The organism is Actinomycetota bacterium (assembly GCA_018334075.1).
GTDB lineage: Bacteria > Actinomycetota > Coriobacteriia > Anaerosomatales > UBA912 > JAGXSC01.
In genome coordinates this window covers 79,552-95,320 of sequence record JAGXSC010000007.1, presented here as the reverse complement: position 1 = coordinate 95,320, position 15,769 = coordinate 79,552, and the positions used below count along the sequence as shown (strand labels likewise).

The following is a 15,769-nucleotide window of genomic DNA, read 5'->3' as shown; positions in this document are numbered from 1 at the left end:
GGCAGGCGGAGATTTGACCCGCACGACAGGGGCTGTGCTTGACCCGGTGTGCGCGATCCGCCAAGCCGTAAATATCGAGCCGGGAGCGAGTGTCCGGCTGGTGTTCGTAACCGGCGTGGCCGAATCGCGCGAGGCCGCCGTCCGCCTGGCCGAAAAATACCACGATATACGCAGCGCGCAGCGTGCGATCGATCTGGCCTGGACCACAGCGACGATTGAGCTTCGGGATCTTGGAATCTCTCCGCAGGAGTCGGTGACGCTGCAGCGGTTGGCGTCGCGGTTGTTGCTCACCGATCCGTACTCCGCCCTCAAGGTCAAAACGCCCACGGAAAACGGGTTGCCCATCTCCGGCCTTTGGGCTTTGGGCATCTCCGGTGATCACCCGATACTTCTTGTCCGTGTAGAGGATCCCGCGCACGCTCCTTTGGTGCGTCAAGCGCTTCTGGCGCACCAATACTGGCGCCACAAGGGCCTCGTCGCCGATCTCGTCATTCTCAACACCCGACCGACCTCCTACGCCGATGAACTTGATGACCGTTTGCGGCTGTTGGTTCGAACAGGGCATGCGCTCCAGCTTATCGACAGACCCGGCGGTGTTTTCCTTCGACGAGCCGACCAGATGCACCCCGACATCCTCAACCTGCTGCTTTCTGTGGCTCGCGCCACGCTTGAGGGTGATGGTGGCCCCATCGAGGTGCATCTCAATCGTCGTGGCGTGCGTCCGGACTACCCCGGCCAGTTTATGCACACAGCAGCCGCACACGACGACCCCGCGCCTCCGTTCAGCCGCCCCGCCCTGCTTTTCGACAACGGTTACGGAGGGTTCGACCCGGATACCGGCGAGTACGTGATAATCCTTGACGGCGGGAAAAACACGCCGGCGCCGTGGGTCAACGTCATGGCGTCACCGCGCTTCGGCTGCATGGTCAGTGAGGCCGGCATCGCGTGTACATGGGCCGAAAACAGCCATGAGAACCGAATCACCACCTGGAACAACGATTCTGTCTCCGACGGCAGCGGCGAAGTCATTTACATCCGCGATGAGGAAACGGGCGAGTTTTGGAGCCCGACCCCATTGCCGATAAGAGACTCGGCGCCCTACCTGATTCGGCACACCACCGGCTCCAGCAGCTTCGAGCACCATGCTCACGGCATCTCGTCCACCCTCGAAATCTTCGTCTCGGCCGAAGATCCCGTACGGGTCGCCCGGCTTACCCTCGAGAACACGACCGATCGCAATCGGCGATTGTCAGCCACTCAGTTCGTGGAGTGGGTTCTCGGCAACTCGAGAAGCAAGGCTCAGCACCTGGTTGTGACGTGGTATGACGCCGAGCATGAGCTGGTGACCGCGCACAATCACTACAACCCCGACTATCCCGGCCGGGCGACTTTTTTGGCGTGCGACCGCCCGCTTCATTCGTACACTTGCAGCCGCACTGAGTTCATAGGGCGAAACCGGGCGCCGTCAGATCCAGCGGCGATGCACCGCAAGGGTCTGGGTGGCCACTTCGGTCGCTATCACGACAATTGTGGGGCGCTTATGACGACGCTCGAGATAGCGCCGGGGGAATCGGCGTCCGTGACCTTCCTTCTCGGCCAGACGCCTGTCCTGGAAGACGCCCGGCGCCTTGTCGACAGGTACAGACAGCCCGGCGCCATCGACGATGAGCTCAGGCGGGTGACCGGTCTGTGGAGTGCGCTGTGCTCGACTCTGACCTGCCGCACACCAGATGCCGCGCTCGACCTTCTTGTGAACAAGTGGCTGCTCTACCAGGCGCTGAGCTGCCGTCTTTGGGGCCGCACCGCAACATACCAGAGCAGCGGCGCATTCGGCTTTAGGGATCAGTTGCAAGATGTGCTCGCCCTGATGCTCACGCGCCCTGACCTTGTCCGCGCGCAGATCGTCGAGGCAAGCCGCCGGCAGTTCCCTGAAGGCGACGTGCTGCACTGGTGGCAGCCGGCCACGGGGCGCGGGGTCCGTACCCGGATTACCGATGACCGGCACTGGATGCCATACGTGGTAAGTGAGTACATCACGGCAACCGGCGATGAAAGCGTCTTGCATGAGCGCACGGCGTATCTGGACGGACCGCCGCTGGCGGATGGAGAGGAAGACAACTACTTCCAGCCGACCACTGCCGCGCATGCCGCCTCCGTTTACGAGCACTGCTGCGCCGCGCTGGATTCCGGCGCGAAAACGGGTCCGAACGGACTGCCGCTCATGGGGGGAGGCGACTGGAACGACGGGATGAACAGGGTCGGAATCCACGGCAAGGGTGAGAGTGTTTGGCTCGCGTGGTTCCTCTCGGTGGTTTTGAAGCGCTTCGCTCCTGTTTGCGAGATGATGGGCGAACCCGAGAGGGCGCAAGCTTACATCGCCCGAGCGAACGCATTTGTCGCAGCGGCGGACAGCGCCGCGTGGGACGGCGCATGGTACCGGCGGGCATATTTCGACGACGGCACACCGCTGGGTACACGCCATGCCGAGGAGTGCCGGATCGACGCCATCGTGCAGGCATGGGCGACGATTTCGGGCGATGGAGATCCTCGCCGGGCGGAGCTGGCTTTGAATTCGGTCGAGGAAAAACTCGTGCGGCGAGAAGAGGGCCTTATCGCGCTGCTAACTCCTCCGTTTGACAAGATGGAGCAGGATCCGGGATACATCAAGGGCTATGTCCCGGGCGTCAGGGAAAACGGCGGGCAGTACACGCATGCCGCCCTGTGGGTTATTCTCGCCCACCTCCTGAGAGGCGATGGGGACGAGGCCCACGGCCTGCTTGAGCTTATCAATCCCGTGAACCACGCGCTCACAAAGGAGGCTGCTGCCATCTACAAGGTCGAACCCTACGTCGTGGCGGCCGATGTATACGCAGCTCCCCAACACTTGGGGCGCGGTGGCTGGACCTGGTATACCGGTTCGGCGTCGTGGTTCTACCAGGTGGCCATAAGGCACCTGCTGGGTCTGTGGGTTTGCTCGGAGGGCGGTGTGCGGTATCTGTGTGTCGACCCCTGTATTCCCAAGTCGTGGACAGACTATTCGATGACCTTCCGAGATGGGACGACCACCTACGAGATCTCGGTCGAAAACCCCCGAGGGGTAAATCGCGGAGTCGCTCGAGTGATGCTCGACGGAGAAGAGCTGGCGGGCACACGAGTGCCGCTTACTGGCGACGGCAAGCGGCACCAGATGAAGGTTGTTTTGCTCGGCGGGTGATGTGGGGTGTGATGGGGGTATGTCAGTGAGCGGCGGCATCTGACCGAGGTCGAGGGCTGCTGTACAGGGCCCAGAACGCCGCTAAGGCGAGCGCCACGACGAAAATGAGTGCAGTGAGGGCTCCTGGCCAAGACTCAATGACCAAACCCCCAACCACTATCCGGTCGAAGCTTCTTGCCAGCACGAGCGACAGACCGGCAATCGCGAGAGTAGCCACGTAGGCAATGTAAAAACTGATCCACATACGGAAACGGGTCAATCCTAAGAGCAGAGCGATACCCGCAAAAAGCAGCAGCGCTGCTGGGTCGAGGCTCACCTCACCTTGAGAGAGCAGAACCGCGGTTCTAGCCAGGGCAATTGCCCCCAGCAGTATGCACGACCATGCAACTACCTTAATTCGCGTTGGAACCCCACTCGTACTCACGTCGACCCCTCGAACCCTGCTTTGCATCGTGTAGCCTCCATGTAAAGCAACATTGGCATCAACCTACGTCTGCCGATGTCCAAAGTCAAGTAGGCTGATCTCAGGGTTAGGCAGGCACCAATTCCGTCACCTGCAGCGACCACGATGGCGATGATCTTGTGGGCGTTGAGTCCCGGCTGCTCCGCCCAGGACCGAATCCGGCCCTCGAGCGTGCGCTGCGTCTCAGCCGCTGTGCCACGCGCAGCACGGGCACGTGTAGGCCGCAGCCTCCCACAGTCCGGTATCTGCGACCAAAAGCGACAAGTGGATGTCGCGACGGCGAGTAGCCTCACTCAACAAGTCAGCTGCGCTAATCTTCGAGTCCACGTGACCCCCATCCGGCTAACGCTCTTTGGCGTGAGCCGCGAGCGCAGCGAATCGGCTCGATCTCCGGGTTAGGCAGATTCCGCCGTCCCGCTGAGCCACCACACAGCCCCCTCCGGCAGCAGCTCCTCCAGCCATTCATGCGTCTTGTGCACCATCCAGTCACTGCGTATTCGACAGAACTCATTGAACACTTGCGTGGCCTCTGCAGCCCTGTCATCGATGACCGCGTCACGAACCTGTTCGTACAACTCAATCGCCCTGGGCGAGTCCTCCTTAGACGCGGACTGCCACAGCATTCCGCGAGCAGCAAGGTTCTCGTAGTCGTGCGCGGTGTCCATCACAGCCCAACGGTTGCTGAAGCCGTCCAACTGGTTTTGCTACAAGCTGTCACAGCTAATCTTCTTTAAGCAATCTCCTGCCACTTTGATAAAATTATCATGCTCACACAAATAAGGAAAAGCCATCCTCCCACAACAGCCCAAGGTAAAGACGGGGAAAAAGTAGCAAAGCCAGGGTTTGATCCAATTCCCACAATTGAGCCGGCGAGATAAGCAAAGCTGCCTGACATAAGTTCACTGTAAGCCGTATGGGGAAGCCACCACATCGGAAGCAGTTGTCCTATATATGCCTCAATGTAAGGCACGGTAAACCCAATTACAGCACCGAAGACGGGACTTTTAAGAAGAAGCGCAATAAAACCCCCTAAAAGTCCGTAAAACGACAACCCTAACCAAAGGACAAGAATCTGCTGAAACCAAGATGTGACGATGACGGGGTCACCGACCCATTTAGCTATTTCTGTTGCACGACTAATTAAATAAAAACTTATGTGGCCTCCTAACAGCCCAACAAGGCTCCCAATTAGTCCCACAATCAGACTTGCAAATAATACCACCACTATTTTCGTTTTGATGCTGCTTACCCACCCGTAATGAACAGCACGAACTTTTGCCGTGCGCCAAACAAATTCGTTGCCAAAGAAAAGTGCGCCCCAGATAGCGGCAAGCATGGGCCCGACGACAGCGAAAACTGAGAGAATGTAATTTGGACCGGCAACCGGTTTAAGGTTTTGAAAAAGCTCTCTTGTGTCTTTAGCAGTAGGGTCTTCTTGTATCCAGAGCATATATTTTTCAATTCCATATATCGGGATCACTCTCTCCTCTTCCGAAACTGCCATTCTTGCAGCTTGTTGGTATGATGCCATGTACCCCCAAAACGCAACGAGGAGCAACAAAATACCGATTACTATGGTTGCTCGCCCTTTAATAGCAAGCTGACTTTCTATTATTAGTTTGTCAACAGTTTTCAAATTGAAACACCTTGCTCTCAACTGATCTCCTTGATTGTTTTTATAAACGCTTCTTTTAAAGTCGTCTTGTGAACGTAAAGCTCCTGTAATGGCACACTTAGCTCTTGCAACCTTAGAGATACGGATTTTGCCTCATCGTCGGAGGAACAGATTATTTCCAGCAGACCTTCTTCGTGTTCTACGGGACGTGCATTTGGAAAAACACTCGTTACGGCTTCTTGATTGCTTGCACGCACCCGAATATTAGGCGGGAATCTCTTGCTGAGTTCTTGAGGCGAACCTGAAAAAAAAGCTATGCCATCATGAAGAATGACTATCTTGTCCGCCAATGGTCCAATAAGTTCAAAATCCTGTCCTGTTAACAATATAGTGGCGCCATTGCTGGCCATGTTCCGAATGCCTTCTTCTACCTGCCGCCAAGCAACAGGATCAAGCCCCACAGCAGGCTCATCAAGAAAAAGATGGGTTGGCCGCCTTAAAATAGCTGCCGCCATCGCCAAACGGTGCCTTTGACCGAATGAATAATGACCCGCTCTATTTTTTAAAAAAGCGATTTCCAGCTGAAAATCGGCAAGAATCTTTTTTGAGGAATCATCAAGCCAACGGATTCCGGCAAGTAGTCTTAAATTGTCAGAACCACTAAGATTCGGGTAAACAGGTGGTTCATCAAACACGACCGAGATTTTATCACGTATGTCTTCGGCCTTTGCGTTGTCGTCAAAGAGAACAGCTCCGGAAGTAGAGCGAAGAATCCCCGTAGCGATTCGCATCCACGTCGTTTTCCCAACACCATTTAGACCGGCTATGTAAACCACCTCCGAGGGCTTAGCATCAAAACTAAGCCCTCGGAGCACTTCTTTTGAACCAAAGCTCATTTTTACATCTCTGCTTGCAATACTTGTCATTATCTTACTTCCCAAAAAGACCTTTTAGGGAAACCATACAGCCGTAGATCCGCCGAACCCATTAACGGTTGTAATGCACCGACTGGTAAGGGACATGCCGGCCACGAGCCCCCACGGCGTTGGAATACCAGACGCAAAAGTTGCCCAGATGTTCGATTGAGCGTTTGCTCTAAAACCAGTCCTATACCAATTCCAAGAAGCGCCTTTTGCTGTAACGTGATACAGGAAATGCGTCCACTCGTCACTCCACAGACTTCTCGGAGAGCTCAGCATTGTCCCCATTCCGTCAGCGGTCCACTGGGTATTTGCCCAATGCCTTGCCACAACAACTCCAAACCGGTTTATGTAGTCTCTCCTAGATCTTGACGTAAAAACCGTCGAATTTGCCGGCGTCGCAGTCACGAGCAAGTGAACCGTGTCTCCTGCATCAGTATAGTGATAGGAATCCTGAATAACCTTTTCATCATTACCATCCCGAGCCTTGCTTTTATCTTTTCGCCCTTTCACCAAATCTAAGTCTGAAATGTCAGTGGATGTCGGCAGATTATCAATCACTTGACCTTTTTTCGGCAAATTATTTTGCCCTTCGCCATTTCCCTGCCCGGCGGCGATCGGAGCCGCAAAGGTACTAGACATTAAAAGAATCCCCGCTAGCAACACCGACACAGTACGAACTTTCTTCTTCATTGATCTTTTCGCCCCCTTTAAAAATTATTCTTCAGCAACCATTTCCACGCAGTTATCTCTTCGCCTGATTGGAAAAAGTCGCCCTCTCAAAAAAGACATATCATAGCCCCGCTCCGCGCGTCAATGCTTCTATTGCTTAAGAGCGCGTAAGAATTCGGGGGGTCTACTCTCAGTTCCAAGGACCGAACATCGCCAGGAACTGCTGACGCGTCGAAAACGGCATCAGATGCCCCGCCGGTGGTTCGTATTCCTTTCCGTCCGAATGTACCATCTCATAGCTGAATGCGTAGCGGCGCTTATTTGCGATCGCCTCGCGACGGCGCCTGTCTTTCAGCTTAAACGTCTGCTCCCTCTGCGGCACCGGCAGGTGTGCGCAAGTCCCCTCCATCGTCCCCATGGTGGGGACCTGCGCCGAGCAGATCGAAGAGCGGAGCTGCGTCTTTGGGGTTGGAAAGGCGGTCTTGACCGCCCGATTGACGTGCCGCGGGTCGAGCTTGTGGACGATCTTAGGTCCGTGCAGGTGATCAGAGAGTTTGGAGGCAGCAGCCCTCACCGTCGCTTCCTCGGGCGAGAGCGACAGTATCTCATCGAGGTAGGTGCGCCGGTCCACGAACTCGTCGATGTAGACACGGCGGGAAAAGGCCACCTCGCCGAACTCAGTGAGGATCGCACGTGGCCTGGTATCCTTCACCCGCCAGCAGGTCTTCAAGCACGCGTGTCTCGGTTTTCTCGAAATCCTCGAACAGAGCTATGCGGTCCAGACACAGCTCGACCAGCATCGACTTGAGCGCAGCATCATCGTGCATGCGGGTTTCCTTTCTTCTCTGGGTCTTCGATACACCAAGAGTAGAAGGAAGCCCGCACTACGTCTCAAGACGACTTCGGGGTCACGCCCCCCGAAACCTTACGCGCTCGATCTCAGGCACACTCTACCGCGGATGTGCCAGTGATCTCGCCGGCGATGGAACTGAGAAGCCCCTCTACTAGCTGGGTGTTCTCGTCCGATTCGCCATACCCCATGCAGACGGTAAGAGCATCGCGATATGTGCTGACGACGGGCACGATGCTCACCCCGTCGGCCCCCGGCCCGAACATGAACCCGGAATCGGGCGCAACGTCGTCGAAGCGCAGCTTCGCATCATCGATAACGCCGATGTTCGTGAACCACGGGTACGTCTTCTGCGGCGACTTGTCCGAGGCGCCCCCAGCGCGAAAAGCGAGCCCCAGAAGGCGCTCCGTGATGCGATATCCGAGGCCTGCAACCCTCTCCGCACTCGCGAGCGGTCCCGCACCGTAGCACATCTCCGCCCACCGCTGCATCCGTTGGTGGACCCGACGCAGCGTGTCCTCAAAGGACTCGTCGTTGACACGCTCAATGTCGAGGGAGCCCGAGATCGAGAGATTGCAGACAGGGAGGCCGACAGCATCTGGCAGATAGCGCCGAAGGTCCGCCGTGTACATGAGAGACAGCGGGACGCCCACCGGTGGGTTCAAACGCGAGATGCAGGCGCGCAGGACAGCGGTGAGCATCATGTCGTTCACTGTGCATCCGCGGTCCGCTCCATAGGCCTTCAACAAGGCGAACTGTTCAGGAGGCAAGGTAAGCCATCGGTACGTGAGGCCCTTGCCCGCACTCGTGGATTGGGGCGCAGGCCATGTTGGGCTTGTCCACGACTTGGCCTTGCGAGCCTCGCGGCGTTGCGACGCAGTGAGGTTCGCCCAAACGTCTCGTCCGCTGGGCCGTGTGCGCAGATTCGGCACCGGCGCGAACTCCGCGTCCACCCCCAAGCGGGAGTAGATGCTGGCGAGGAGATACGCGTACTGCTTGGCTGCTCGCCCATCACCGACTACATGACTGATCTTGACACCGAGAACATCTCGCTCAGCTGCGCGGAACAACGCCACACCGGCTTGGGGTCCCTCATCCTCCAACGGAACCGCTTGGAAGGAACGCATCATCTCGTCCGGATCTGCCACATTCTCGTGCACCGAAATGGTTGTGCCGTCGAGGTGCGGCAGGCGTTCCCAGTACGCCCTGCGCTCGTCAGTCCGGAAAGCACAGCCGACGACAGGCTCAGCGTCAAACGACAGTCGAACCGCACGTGCGAGCCGGTCAGCGTCGAGGTGCGCCAGTGGCAACGATAGGGAGAGGCCTAGCCGATGCTTCACCGCAGCTCGGGTGATGGCGATTGCGGTGTCTGCGCCCGTCGCAACGAAGCGATCTGGGATTCCCGGCATTAGTACCCCTGCCTCAGCCCGCCCGCTCAGACTGTTGTGTCTAACTTAGTAGCGCTTAACTCGCGCGGCTTGCCCTTACAGGATACACCAACCTCCTGCGCGTCGAGTTGAAGCGCGTGTTAGAGCAGCGGCTGACACCCTTCAGTCACCGCAGGCCCCTCACCGTGGTTTGTCGTGGTGGATGCGCCTGTTAGAACCACGCCGTCACTCGTAACGGCTCCACATCCTGAGCACCTTGACGACCTGATCCTCGTGGAGCACCTCGCAGACAAGCCGGTGTTGGATGTTGATGCGGCGTGAGTATGCGCCGCTCAAGTCACCGACGAGCTTCTCGAAGCGGGGCGGAGTGAAAAACGGATCCTCTTCGAGGATGGCGAGGAGCTTCATCGCTTTAGGCTTCAGGCCGGCGGCAGCGAGGAGCCTCGCGTCTTTCTGGGCGGCTTTCGTATAGACGAGGCGCCAGGTCACCAATCAAGCTCGCCGTCGAGCTCGTCTACGGGCGCGGCCATGCCCTCGAGGATCGACTCGCACATGCCGGGGATCGACACGAGGTGGAGCGTCTCTTGGACCGCGCGCCAGTCATCCTCGCCGACTAAGAACGCGCTGCCGCGCTTGCCGGTGATCTGGACGGGCTCGTGGGTCTCCTGGACCTCGTCGACGAGGCGGTAGAGCAACTTGCGGGCCTCGGTGGCGGTAATGCTGGTCATGATGGGGCCCCTCTCGCACGTACGGTATAGCGTACGCTTCGATTCAGGTCCCGTCAAGGCCCCGGCATTGCTCTGCCGATCTTGCGCTGGGCCAGCAGCGCTACTCGGTGAAGTAGTCCGTGTCGATCTTTTTCACTTCATATGTAGCCATCGGGCTTATGCCGAGATTGTGGTCAATCATCAGTTCAGCAAGCTGGGCACCATCGATCAGGACGATCTCTTGTTGTCGATGCGCGACACGTACTCGCGTCGATTCCCTCATCACCGCTGCGCCCGATTGCCCGTCCAGCGTCCTGCCTGCTGCCGCCATACCCCATCTTCAGAAGCAACTCGACGACGAGCTTCTCAAAGAGACTGGGTGACGCTGATTTGACCTGCTGCAGGACGTCAGGCCGAACTCGTCCGCCAAGGCATCGATCGTCTCTCGATGCGAGTGCTCCTGCCCGTCGCCCGCAAACTCAAGCAATGGCAGCATCACACTCTGGTAATCAGGAATCGCCACTCTGTTTCCCCTCCCTGCTATCGGCCTGACGCATTAGGCTTGCACTGCAACTGCGGCCATTGGCGGCCGCGAATCTATATTACCTTACGGGTCGCGCGAGCCCCGCCAGAAGACCGCGGCCAGGCCGACGAGGAAGGCGACCCACAGAATCGTCGAAGGCTAGGCACCAACGAAAACACGAACGGCCTGAGCCGTATCTGCCGAGGGGCCAGAGCATGGCTCACATCCCGCAGGCCGATCTCGACGCGATCGCGTCGAAGCCCAGCTCACGACCCAGGAAGCGTCTCGGCCACAAGACCCCGGAGGAATGCCATGCACGATCGTAGGAAGTCGCTCCGGAAGGCGAAGCGATGCACCTCAAACTTAAACTCAGGCGAGGCCATCATCGGATCAATTCTGCTTCTGCACCACTTCGCGCATATCCTGTACCGCTTCGGCGGAACCGAGCACGTACAGCTCGTCGCCCGGCAGGAGCCTGCTGTTCCCCGTCGGGATAAATAGCCAGCCCTCCCGACGTATCAACACCACGAGTGGCCGCGAGGGACCGCCGATCGCCAGCAGCTTCTCGCCATCGGCCCTGGATCCGACATCGACGTGGAGGCGTTGGATAGACATTCCCCGCTCCGCAGGAACATCGATCTCCACTGGTATAGGAGGGGCAACGTGCTCGAGCGGCTCAGCAATCCCAAGCCGACGTGCGACGAACCCAACCGACGGGCCTTGAACAAGCACTGACGCAATCACGGCCACAAACACGGTGTTGAAGATTGCATCTGAGACACCCAGACCCGCTACCATGGGAAATGTCGCCAAAATAATGGGTGCGGCACCGCGGAGCCCAACCCAAGAGACCATCATCTTCTCCCGCACGGTCAGTCCTGAGTGAATCAGCGAGATGAAGACCGCGAGCGGTCGCGCGACGACCATCAGCACAACAGAAACGCCGATGGCGGGCCAGAGCTGCGCTACCAGGTGCGACGGGAAGACTAGCAGGCCGAGCACCAGGAACATACTCACCTGCATCAGCCACGCCAAGCCGTCATGGAACCTCACCAGACTCCGCTTATGCACGAAGACCCGACCGGCCATCGCCAGTCCTGCCACGTAGACGGCCATGAAGCCGCTTATCTGACCCAGCGCCGCCACGCCGAAGATAGTACCTGCTGCGGCAAGGGTCAGGCCGGGATAGAGACCGTCGTGTTCGAAGTCGATCCAGTTGAGCAGCCTGACAAGTGCCAGCCCGGCAATCCAACCAAACAGTGCCCCGCCAACGAGGCTATAAATGAACAGAAGTGGGATCAGTGCCGGATGAACGAGACCGGACTGCAGCGCGGCAATCGCCGAAACGGTGAGGAAGACGGCAGTGGGATCGTTGCTCCCCGACTCGAACTCGATGAGTCTTCGGAGGTGCGGCGAGAGTCCAATCCCGCGAGAACGGAGCACTGAGAAGACAGCCGCGGCATCCGTCGACGAGAGAACTGCGCCCAGCAGCAGCCCCTCAACGAGTGACATTCCCAGGACAAAGGTGGCGAAGGCGGCAACGATCGCTGCGGTGATCCCGACCCCGGCGGTGGCTAAGAGAGTCCCGCTCCTGACGAGCGGCTGCGTGAGTTGCTTGGGGTCAGTCTGAAGACCCCCGTCAAAGAGAATCAGAGCGAGAGCGATGGAGCCGATCGCCATTGCTATTCGTGGTTCATCGAACTCGATGCCACCCAATCCTTCGGAGCCCGCGAGCATCCCAAAGGCCAAGAAGAGAAGGAGTGCGGGAACGCCAACTCGTGATGTCAGTTTGCTGGCAAGAAGACTAAGTAAGAGTAGTAAGGCGCCTGCGAGAAGGGCATAAGCAATGGCTGAATCCAAAGTGTCCGCTCTTTCTCCGATGGGTGGCTCTACGAGAAGCCCGTCTTTACACCGATCAAGCCGACCCTCAGGCATGTTCATGCCCGCGGGGCCCACGGTCTTCGCCTAACAATATAGCGCATAAGCTGCGCGCCGGTGCCCTTGGCGCCGTCGAGCGCGATTGCCGTGTGGGTCTTCATATGCGGGTCGATGCCGATTACGATCATGCCTGTCCCCTTCCGCCGGATACGAGGGAAGCCCAGAAGGTAAGATCCCGGTAAGGAGCAGTTGCGATGATTGCACCCGCGGCGGTGGCGGTGAGAGAACAGGAGGCACTTGTGAACTCCACCAGGAGGCGGCGGACCATTGCATTCGCACTGAATCGCCAGTGTGGCGACGGGAGCGATAACCTTAGGCTGTATCACGTGACTGACGGCTCTCTTGGGACTAAGATCTACAGAGTTGTGGCTCAGCCAAAATTCAACTCCAGCACAACAGGGGCGACCGTCGTTCGCAGTTATAGGCACTCGCTACCGTCTCCACCGCCGCATACCCGCCTCTGCAGCGAGAGGATGTGACCTTGCTCTACCGATTCCTCGGAGTTCTTGGATCGAACCCTCCTGTCAGCTTCGTGACAGGGGACTTGCTCCTCTACCCCACAATCGCAGCACTGCTGGTTGCCAGCGCTCTCTGTCTCCGGAAACGCGTTCCTGGGCGGCAAACCTTCGTCACGCTATGTTTCGTCTTGTACGTATCGATGGTCGTGGAAGTCACCCTGTTCCCCGTGCCCATCAGTCTCGCGGAGATAGCCAGCGTACGCTCCGACGCCTCCCTTTACGTATCACCTGACCTGAACTTGGTTCCATTTCACAGTATCGCCTCAAGCCTCACCGGAGCAGAATCGCAAGGGCTGGGAGTGTTCTTCCGCAACTGGCTGGGCAACCTTCTGCTGCTGATGCCCTTGGGCTTCATGGCGCCGATCATCTGGAAGCGGCTTCACCGTGCGTCGCGAACGGCCATCCTCTCTGTCGCGACGTCGGTGTCGATTGAAATCATGCAGTACGTAGGATCGTTTCTGGTATTCAACATCAGGTGGAAATCCGCCGATGTGGATGATGTAATTGTCAATGTCGCCGGAGGGATGTTTGGCTTCTTGCTCTCAAGGGCGCTGATTGGGGTCGCCAAGCGGAAGGCCGACGCAGGAACCCGGTAGCGCCACTAGCTCCAATGAGGGCAGGTGCTCCGACGGTGTCTTTCGATGGGCGGGCACACCCTTCGCTCGGCCTAAAGCAATCGGGCGAGCAGCACCACGTCGACGGAAGCGCCGTCCGAGACGATCGCGTGCCGACATAACCCCTCGCGTTCGAACCCCCGCCGTTCATAGAGCGCGATGGCGCCCGGATTATTCGCCCACGCCCATGCCTGGATGCGTGAGACCCCCGCGGTCGGAGCCCAAGCGATCAGTGCCTCGACGAGCGCCGTACCGATTCCGTGTCCACGGTGGGACGAGGCAACTGAGAGTAAGAGGGTGCCAGCGTGACGCTCCTCTTCCAGCGTCGGATCAGGACGCTTGAAGATTCCGGGCAGACCTTCCGCAAAAAGGCGAACCGCGTAGTCACGAAGTTCTTCGGCATCTGCAAGCGTCGCGGTACGGATCTGCACTTGGACTAACCTCCCCGCTAGTTTGCCTAACGTGTTGTCGCATAAGCTGCGCGCCACGCGCTTCCAGCCCGAGTCTACCTCACTAAGGCGCCGAGCCTGCTCGACGCCAGGCTTAGCCGTCAACCGGCTCCTGCGGCTCAGCCGGGATCTGGGCATCATGCCACACGCCCACCACCCACACAGTGTCGGCTTTGTCCCGGTAAAAGAACCGGTATGAGTCGACCAGAACCTCGCGGAATCCGAGAGCCGGGAACTCCGGAATCACTCGGCCCGATCCGGGGAACTCGATCAACCGTGAGAGGTCATGGTTCGCTCGCTCCTTGAAGCCGCGGGCCGCCGAGGGCCTGTCGGCTCGGATGTAGGCGAGCGTCGAGAGAAACTGCGCCCGAGCAGGTGGAGTGAACCTGACCTTGCGCCTCAAGGCGCGTCCAAAAGCTCGTCTGCTTCTGCCATCACCACATCGAGATCGAATCCGGCACCGGCCTCGATGTCAGCCTCACCCTGGGCGAGGATTCTCAGAATCTCAAGCTCGCGCTGCGTTCGCTCGTATGTCCCTGCGCTGACAAGGACAGCAGACGCTCGTCCGTGCTGCGTGATGAAGACAGGATCTCCGGAAGTTGACGCGCGCTTGATGATCGCCGATGCATCTTGGCGAAGCTCACTGATGGGGATGATGTTGGGCATCGCGCTCATTTGTGGTACCTCCTTAGGTAGTGAATATGGTACCACAAATGGTTGTGCGGCTAACGTGTTGGCGCTTTTTCGACCGCCTCAGCCGGACAGATCTTCTGCATCCACATCCTGATGGAAATGGAACACGCCGATGATGACTATCGTGTCCGGATCGCGACGATAGATGAGGCGATACGGGTCTACCAGCACCTCACGGACCTCGGAGCGGCCCGCCTCAGGCATCATCCGCCCCATATCCGGGAAAGCCGACAGTGAACCGGCAGATTCGACGACCCGCTCGAACCACCGGACAGCGGCGGCCGGGCGTTCCGCCGAGATAAACGCAAAAGCATCCGCCACGTGTTCGCGAGCGAGCGGCGCCCAGATCACCCTCATCCAAGGAGCCGCTCTCGCAGCTCAGCTACCGCCTGCTCGTGAGGGATGCCCTCGCCCCGAGCGATCTGCCCCTCCGCGATATGGAGACCGCGCAGCATGTCGATCTCGTCGACGAGCCGCTCGTACACATCGACGTCCATGACGACCGCGGCACTGCGGCCGTGCTGGGTGAGCACGACCGGTCGCTTGCTGGCATGCATACGGGCGAGCATCGCCGACGTGTTCGCGCGAAACTCCGTCACCGGCAGCACATCGGTCGAAGGCCGGATGTTAGGCATGATATACCTCCTGAGGTCGCCATCGCGTACAGTGTAGCGTACGCTAGGACGACTGTCACGAAGCTGTCGCTCTCCGTCGAGCATCTTGGCGCTCGTGGCAGCACGCCCCGGATGCGCTCCCTAGCCGAGTCTACCTGACCGGAAGTGCTCATCCCCTCGGCCCGCTTGCGCTCCACATGTAGGCGATCGCTGGCAGACAGGCCCCGTCTGTGAAGCAAGAACCTATCTTCATTACGGCAAAATCCATATCTGGCCGATGCGCTTGTTAGCCACGCGCGAAATCGTCGGGCTCTTCAGGCAGCTGACGTGCATGCCACACCGCGATGATCCATACGGTTTCGCCGACCACACGGTAGAAGAAGCGATACGGCGGCACCGGCAGCTCGCGGTGCGGCAGATCGGGGTACTCCGGAATTGCGTGACCTGAATGCGGGTGATCGCGCAGCTGAGCGATCACCGCCTCAGCCCGATGCATCAAGGTGAGTGCTCCGGCTGGGTTCTTCGACCGCAGGTAAGCTATCGCCCCGAGGTACTGGCGGTCAGCCTGTGGCGTGAAGCGCACCCGCATCT

The 15,769-nt window shown here is 58.6% G+C and carries 20 protein-coding genes and 1 pseudogene; 2 read left to right on the top strand and 19 right to left on the bottom strand.

Annotation, left to right across the window (positions count from 1 at the left end; genetic code table 11):
• On the top strand, nucleotides 1-3,214 hold a 3,214-nt coding region (locus KGZ89_01075), incomplete at its 5' end, for a glycosyl transferase family 36 (protein ID MBS3973451.1).
• A gap of 22 nt (nucleotides 3,215-3,236) precedes the next feature.
• Here KGZ89_01075 and KGZ89_01070 read toward each other — a convergent pair.
• The 13 genes and pseudogenes from KGZ89_01070 to KGZ89_01010 all read right to left on the bottom strand — a co-directional run bounded on the left by KGZ89_01070 (nucleotide 3,237) and on the right by KGZ89_01010 (nucleotide 12,308).
• Entirely contained in the window at nucleotides 3,237-3,665 is a 429-nt protein-coding gene (locus KGZ89_01070; GenBank protein MBS3973450.1) for a hypothetical protein, read from the bottom strand.
• A 195-nt stretch (nucleotides 3,666-3,860) separates the two neighbouring features.
• On the bottom strand, nucleotides 3,861-4,004 hold the full coding sequence (locus KGZ89_01065; GenBank protein MBS3973449.1) for a hypothetical protein: 144 nt from the start codon (nucleotides 4,002-4,004) through the stop codon (nucleotides 3,861-3,863).
• A 68-nt stretch (nucleotides 4,005-4,072) separates the two neighbouring features.
• Nucleotides 4,073-4,342: a hypothetical protein gene (locus KGZ89_01060; GenBank protein ID MBS3973448.1), complete on the bottom strand. Its 270-nt coding sequence runs from the start codon at nucleotides 4,340-4,342 to the stop codon at nucleotides 4,073-4,075.
• Nucleotides 4,343-4,407: 65 nt separating this feature from the next.
• Entirely contained in the window at nucleotides 4,408-5,313 is a 906-nt protein-coding gene (locus tag KGZ89_01055) for a hypothetical protein (GenBank protein MBS3973447.1), read from the bottom strand.
• Nucleotides 5,314-5,330: 17 nt separating this feature from the next.
• Complete coding sequence (locus KGZ89_01050; protein MBS3973446.1) at nucleotides 5,331-6,218, bottom strand: ABC transporter ATP-binding protein; 888 nt, start codon at nucleotides 6,216-6,218, stop codon at nucleotides 5,331-5,333.
• A 24-nt stretch (nucleotides 6,219-6,242) separates the two neighbouring features.
• Nucleotides 6,243-6,905 (bottom strand): hypothetical protein, encoded by a 663-nt coding sequence (locus tag KGZ89_01045; protein MBS3973445.1) that lies wholly within the window; start codon nucleotides 6,903-6,905, stop codon nucleotides 6,243-6,245.
• A gap of 169 nt (nucleotides 6,906-7,074) precedes the next feature.
• The gene (locus tag KGZ89_01040; GenBank protein MBS3973444.1) at nucleotides 7,075-7,551 is read right to left on the bottom strand and encodes a hypothetical protein; all 477 of its coding nucleotides are present in this window, start codon (nucleotides 7,549-7,551) and stop codon (nucleotides 7,075-7,077) included.
• Nucleotides 7,552-7,561: 10 nt separating this feature from the next.
• Nucleotides 7,562-7,711 (bottom strand): hypothetical protein, encoded by a 150-nt coding sequence (locus KGZ89_01035; protein MBS3973443.1) that lies wholly within the window; start codon nucleotides 7,709-7,711, stop codon nucleotides 7,562-7,564.
• A 112-nt stretch (nucleotides 7,712-7,823) separates the two neighbouring features.
• Nucleotides 7,824-9,143, bottom strand: coding sequence for a hypothetical protein (locus KGZ89_01030; GenBank protein MBS3973442.1), 1,320 nt, complete (start codon nucleotides 9,141-9,143; stop codon nucleotides 7,824-7,826).
• A 204-nt stretch (nucleotides 9,144-9,347) separates the two neighbouring features.
• Nucleotides 9,348-9,611 (bottom strand): Txe/YoeB family addiction module toxin, encoded by a 264-nt coding sequence (locus tag KGZ89_01025; GenBank protein MBS3973441.1) that lies wholly within the window; start codon nucleotides 9,609-9,611, stop codon nucleotides 9,348-9,350.
• The gene (locus KGZ89_01020; protein ID MBS3973440.1) at nucleotides 9,608-9,850 is read right to left on the bottom strand and encodes a type II toxin-antitoxin system Phd/YefM family antitoxin; all 243 of its coding nucleotides are present in this window, start codon (nucleotides 9,848-9,850) and stop codon (nucleotides 9,608-9,610) included. Before KGZ89_01020 ends, KGZ89_01025 begins: the two co-directional genes overlap by 4 nt.
• A gap of 100 nt (nucleotides 9,851-9,950) precedes the next feature.
• Nucleotides 9,951-10,352: pseudogene (locus KGZ89_01015) on the bottom strand (restriction endonuclease).
• Between the two features lie 390 nt (nucleotides 10,353-10,742).
• Nucleotides 10,743-12,308 carry a potassium/proton antiporter gene (locus KGZ89_01010; GenBank protein ID MBS3973439.1) on the bottom strand — a complete coding sequence of 522 codons (1,566 nt, stop codon included), beginning with the start codon at nucleotides 12,306-12,308 and terminating at the stop codon, nucleotides 10,743-10,745.
• A 457-nt stretch (nucleotides 12,309-12,765) separates the two neighbouring features.
• Between KGZ89_01010 and KGZ89_01005 the strand changes: the two genes are divergently transcribed.
• Entirely contained in the window at nucleotides 12,766-13,404 is a 639-nt protein-coding gene (locus tag KGZ89_01005) for a VanZ family protein (GenBank protein ID MBS3973438.1), read from the top strand.
• A gap of 71 nt (nucleotides 13,405-13,475) precedes the next feature.
• Here the strand turns inward: KGZ89_01005 and KGZ89_01000 are convergent, their stop codons facing one another.
• The 6 genes from KGZ89_01000 to KGZ89_00975 form a co-directional block, all read right to left on the bottom strand.
• Entirely contained in the window at nucleotides 13,476-13,853 is a 378-nt protein-coding gene (locus KGZ89_01000; protein MBS3973437.1) for a GNAT family N-acetyltransferase, read from the bottom strand.
• Nucleotides 13,854-13,965: 112 nt separating this feature from the next.
• Nucleotides 13,966-14,274 (bottom strand): type II toxin-antitoxin system RelE/ParE family toxin, encoded by a 309-nt coding sequence (locus KGZ89_00995; protein ID MBS3973436.1) that lies wholly within the window; start codon nucleotides 14,272-14,274, stop codon nucleotides 13,966-13,968.
• A complete protein-coding gene (locus KGZ89_00990) occupies nucleotides 14,271-14,546 on the bottom strand; it encodes a type II toxin-antitoxin system Phd/YefM family antitoxin (protein ID MBS3973435.1) in 276 nt (91 codons plus the stop codon). The genes KGZ89_00995 and KGZ89_00990 overlap by 4 nt, the downstream gene beginning before the upstream one ends.
• 78 nt (nucleotides 14,547-14,624) lie before the next feature.
• On the bottom strand, nucleotides 14,625-14,921 hold the full coding sequence (locus KGZ89_00985; protein ID MBS3973434.1) for a type II toxin-antitoxin system RelE/ParE family toxin: 297 nt from the start codon (nucleotides 14,919-14,921) through the stop codon (nucleotides 14,625-14,627).
• Nucleotides 14,918-15,199 carry a type II toxin-antitoxin system Phd/YefM family antitoxin gene (locus KGZ89_00980; protein ID MBS3973433.1) on the bottom strand — a complete coding sequence of 94 codons (282 nt, stop codon included), beginning with the start codon at nucleotides 15,197-15,199 and terminating at the stop codon, nucleotides 14,918-14,920. Before KGZ89_00980 ends, KGZ89_00985 begins: the two co-directional genes overlap by 4 nt.
• A 265-nt stretch (nucleotides 15,200-15,464) precedes the next feature.
• A complete protein-coding gene (locus tag KGZ89_00975; protein MBS3973432.1) occupies nucleotides 15,465-15,767 on the bottom strand; it encodes a type II toxin-antitoxin system RelE/ParE family toxin in 303 nt (100 codons plus the stop codon).
• Nucleotides 15,768-15,769: the final 2 nt, after the last annotated feature.

Coding starts and splice junctions, on each gene's coding strand:
- KGZ89_01035 (MBS3973443.1), bottom strand. CDS start 7,711: ATGCACGATGATGCTGCGCTCAAGTCGATGCTGGTCGAGCTGTGTCTG.
- KGZ89_01045 (MBS3973445.1), bottom strand. CDS start 6,905: ATGAAGAAGAAAGTTCGTACTGTGTCGGTGTTGCTAGCGGGGATTCTT.
- KGZ89_01020 (MBS3973440.1), bottom strand. CDS start 9,850: ATGACCAGCATTACCGCCACCGAGGCCCGCAAGTTGCTCTACCGCCTC.
- KGZ89_01050 (MBS3973446.1), bottom strand. CDS start 6,218: ATGACAAGTATTGCAAGCAGAGATGTAAAAATGAGCTTTGGTTCAAAA.
- KGZ89_00990 (MBS3973435.1), bottom strand. CDS start 14,546: ATGAGCGCGATGCCCAACATCATCCCCATCAGTGAGCTTCGCCAAGAT.
- KGZ89_00975 (MBS3973432.1), bottom strand. CDS start 15,767: ATGCGGGTGCGCTTCACGCCACAGGCTGACCGCCAGTACCTCGGGGCG.
- KGZ89_01030 (MBS3973442.1), bottom strand. CDS start 9,143: ATGCCGGGAATCCCAGATCGCTTCGTTGCGACGGGCGCAGACACCGCA.
- KGZ89_01060 (MBS3973448.1), bottom strand. CDS start 4,342: ATGGACACCGCGCACGACTACGAGAACCTTGCTGCTCGCGGAATGCTG.
- KGZ89_00985 (MBS3973434.1), bottom strand. CDS start 14,921: ATGAGGGTGATCTGGGCGCCGCTCGCTCGCGAACACGTGGCGGATGCT.
- KGZ89_00980 (MBS3973433.1), bottom strand. CDS start 15,199: ATGCCTAACATCCGGCCTTCGACCGATGTGCTGCCGGTGACGGAGTTT.
- KGZ89_01070 (MBS3973450.1), bottom strand. CDS start 3,665: ATGCAAAGCAGGGTTCGAGGGGTCGACGTGAGTACGAGTGGGGTTCCA.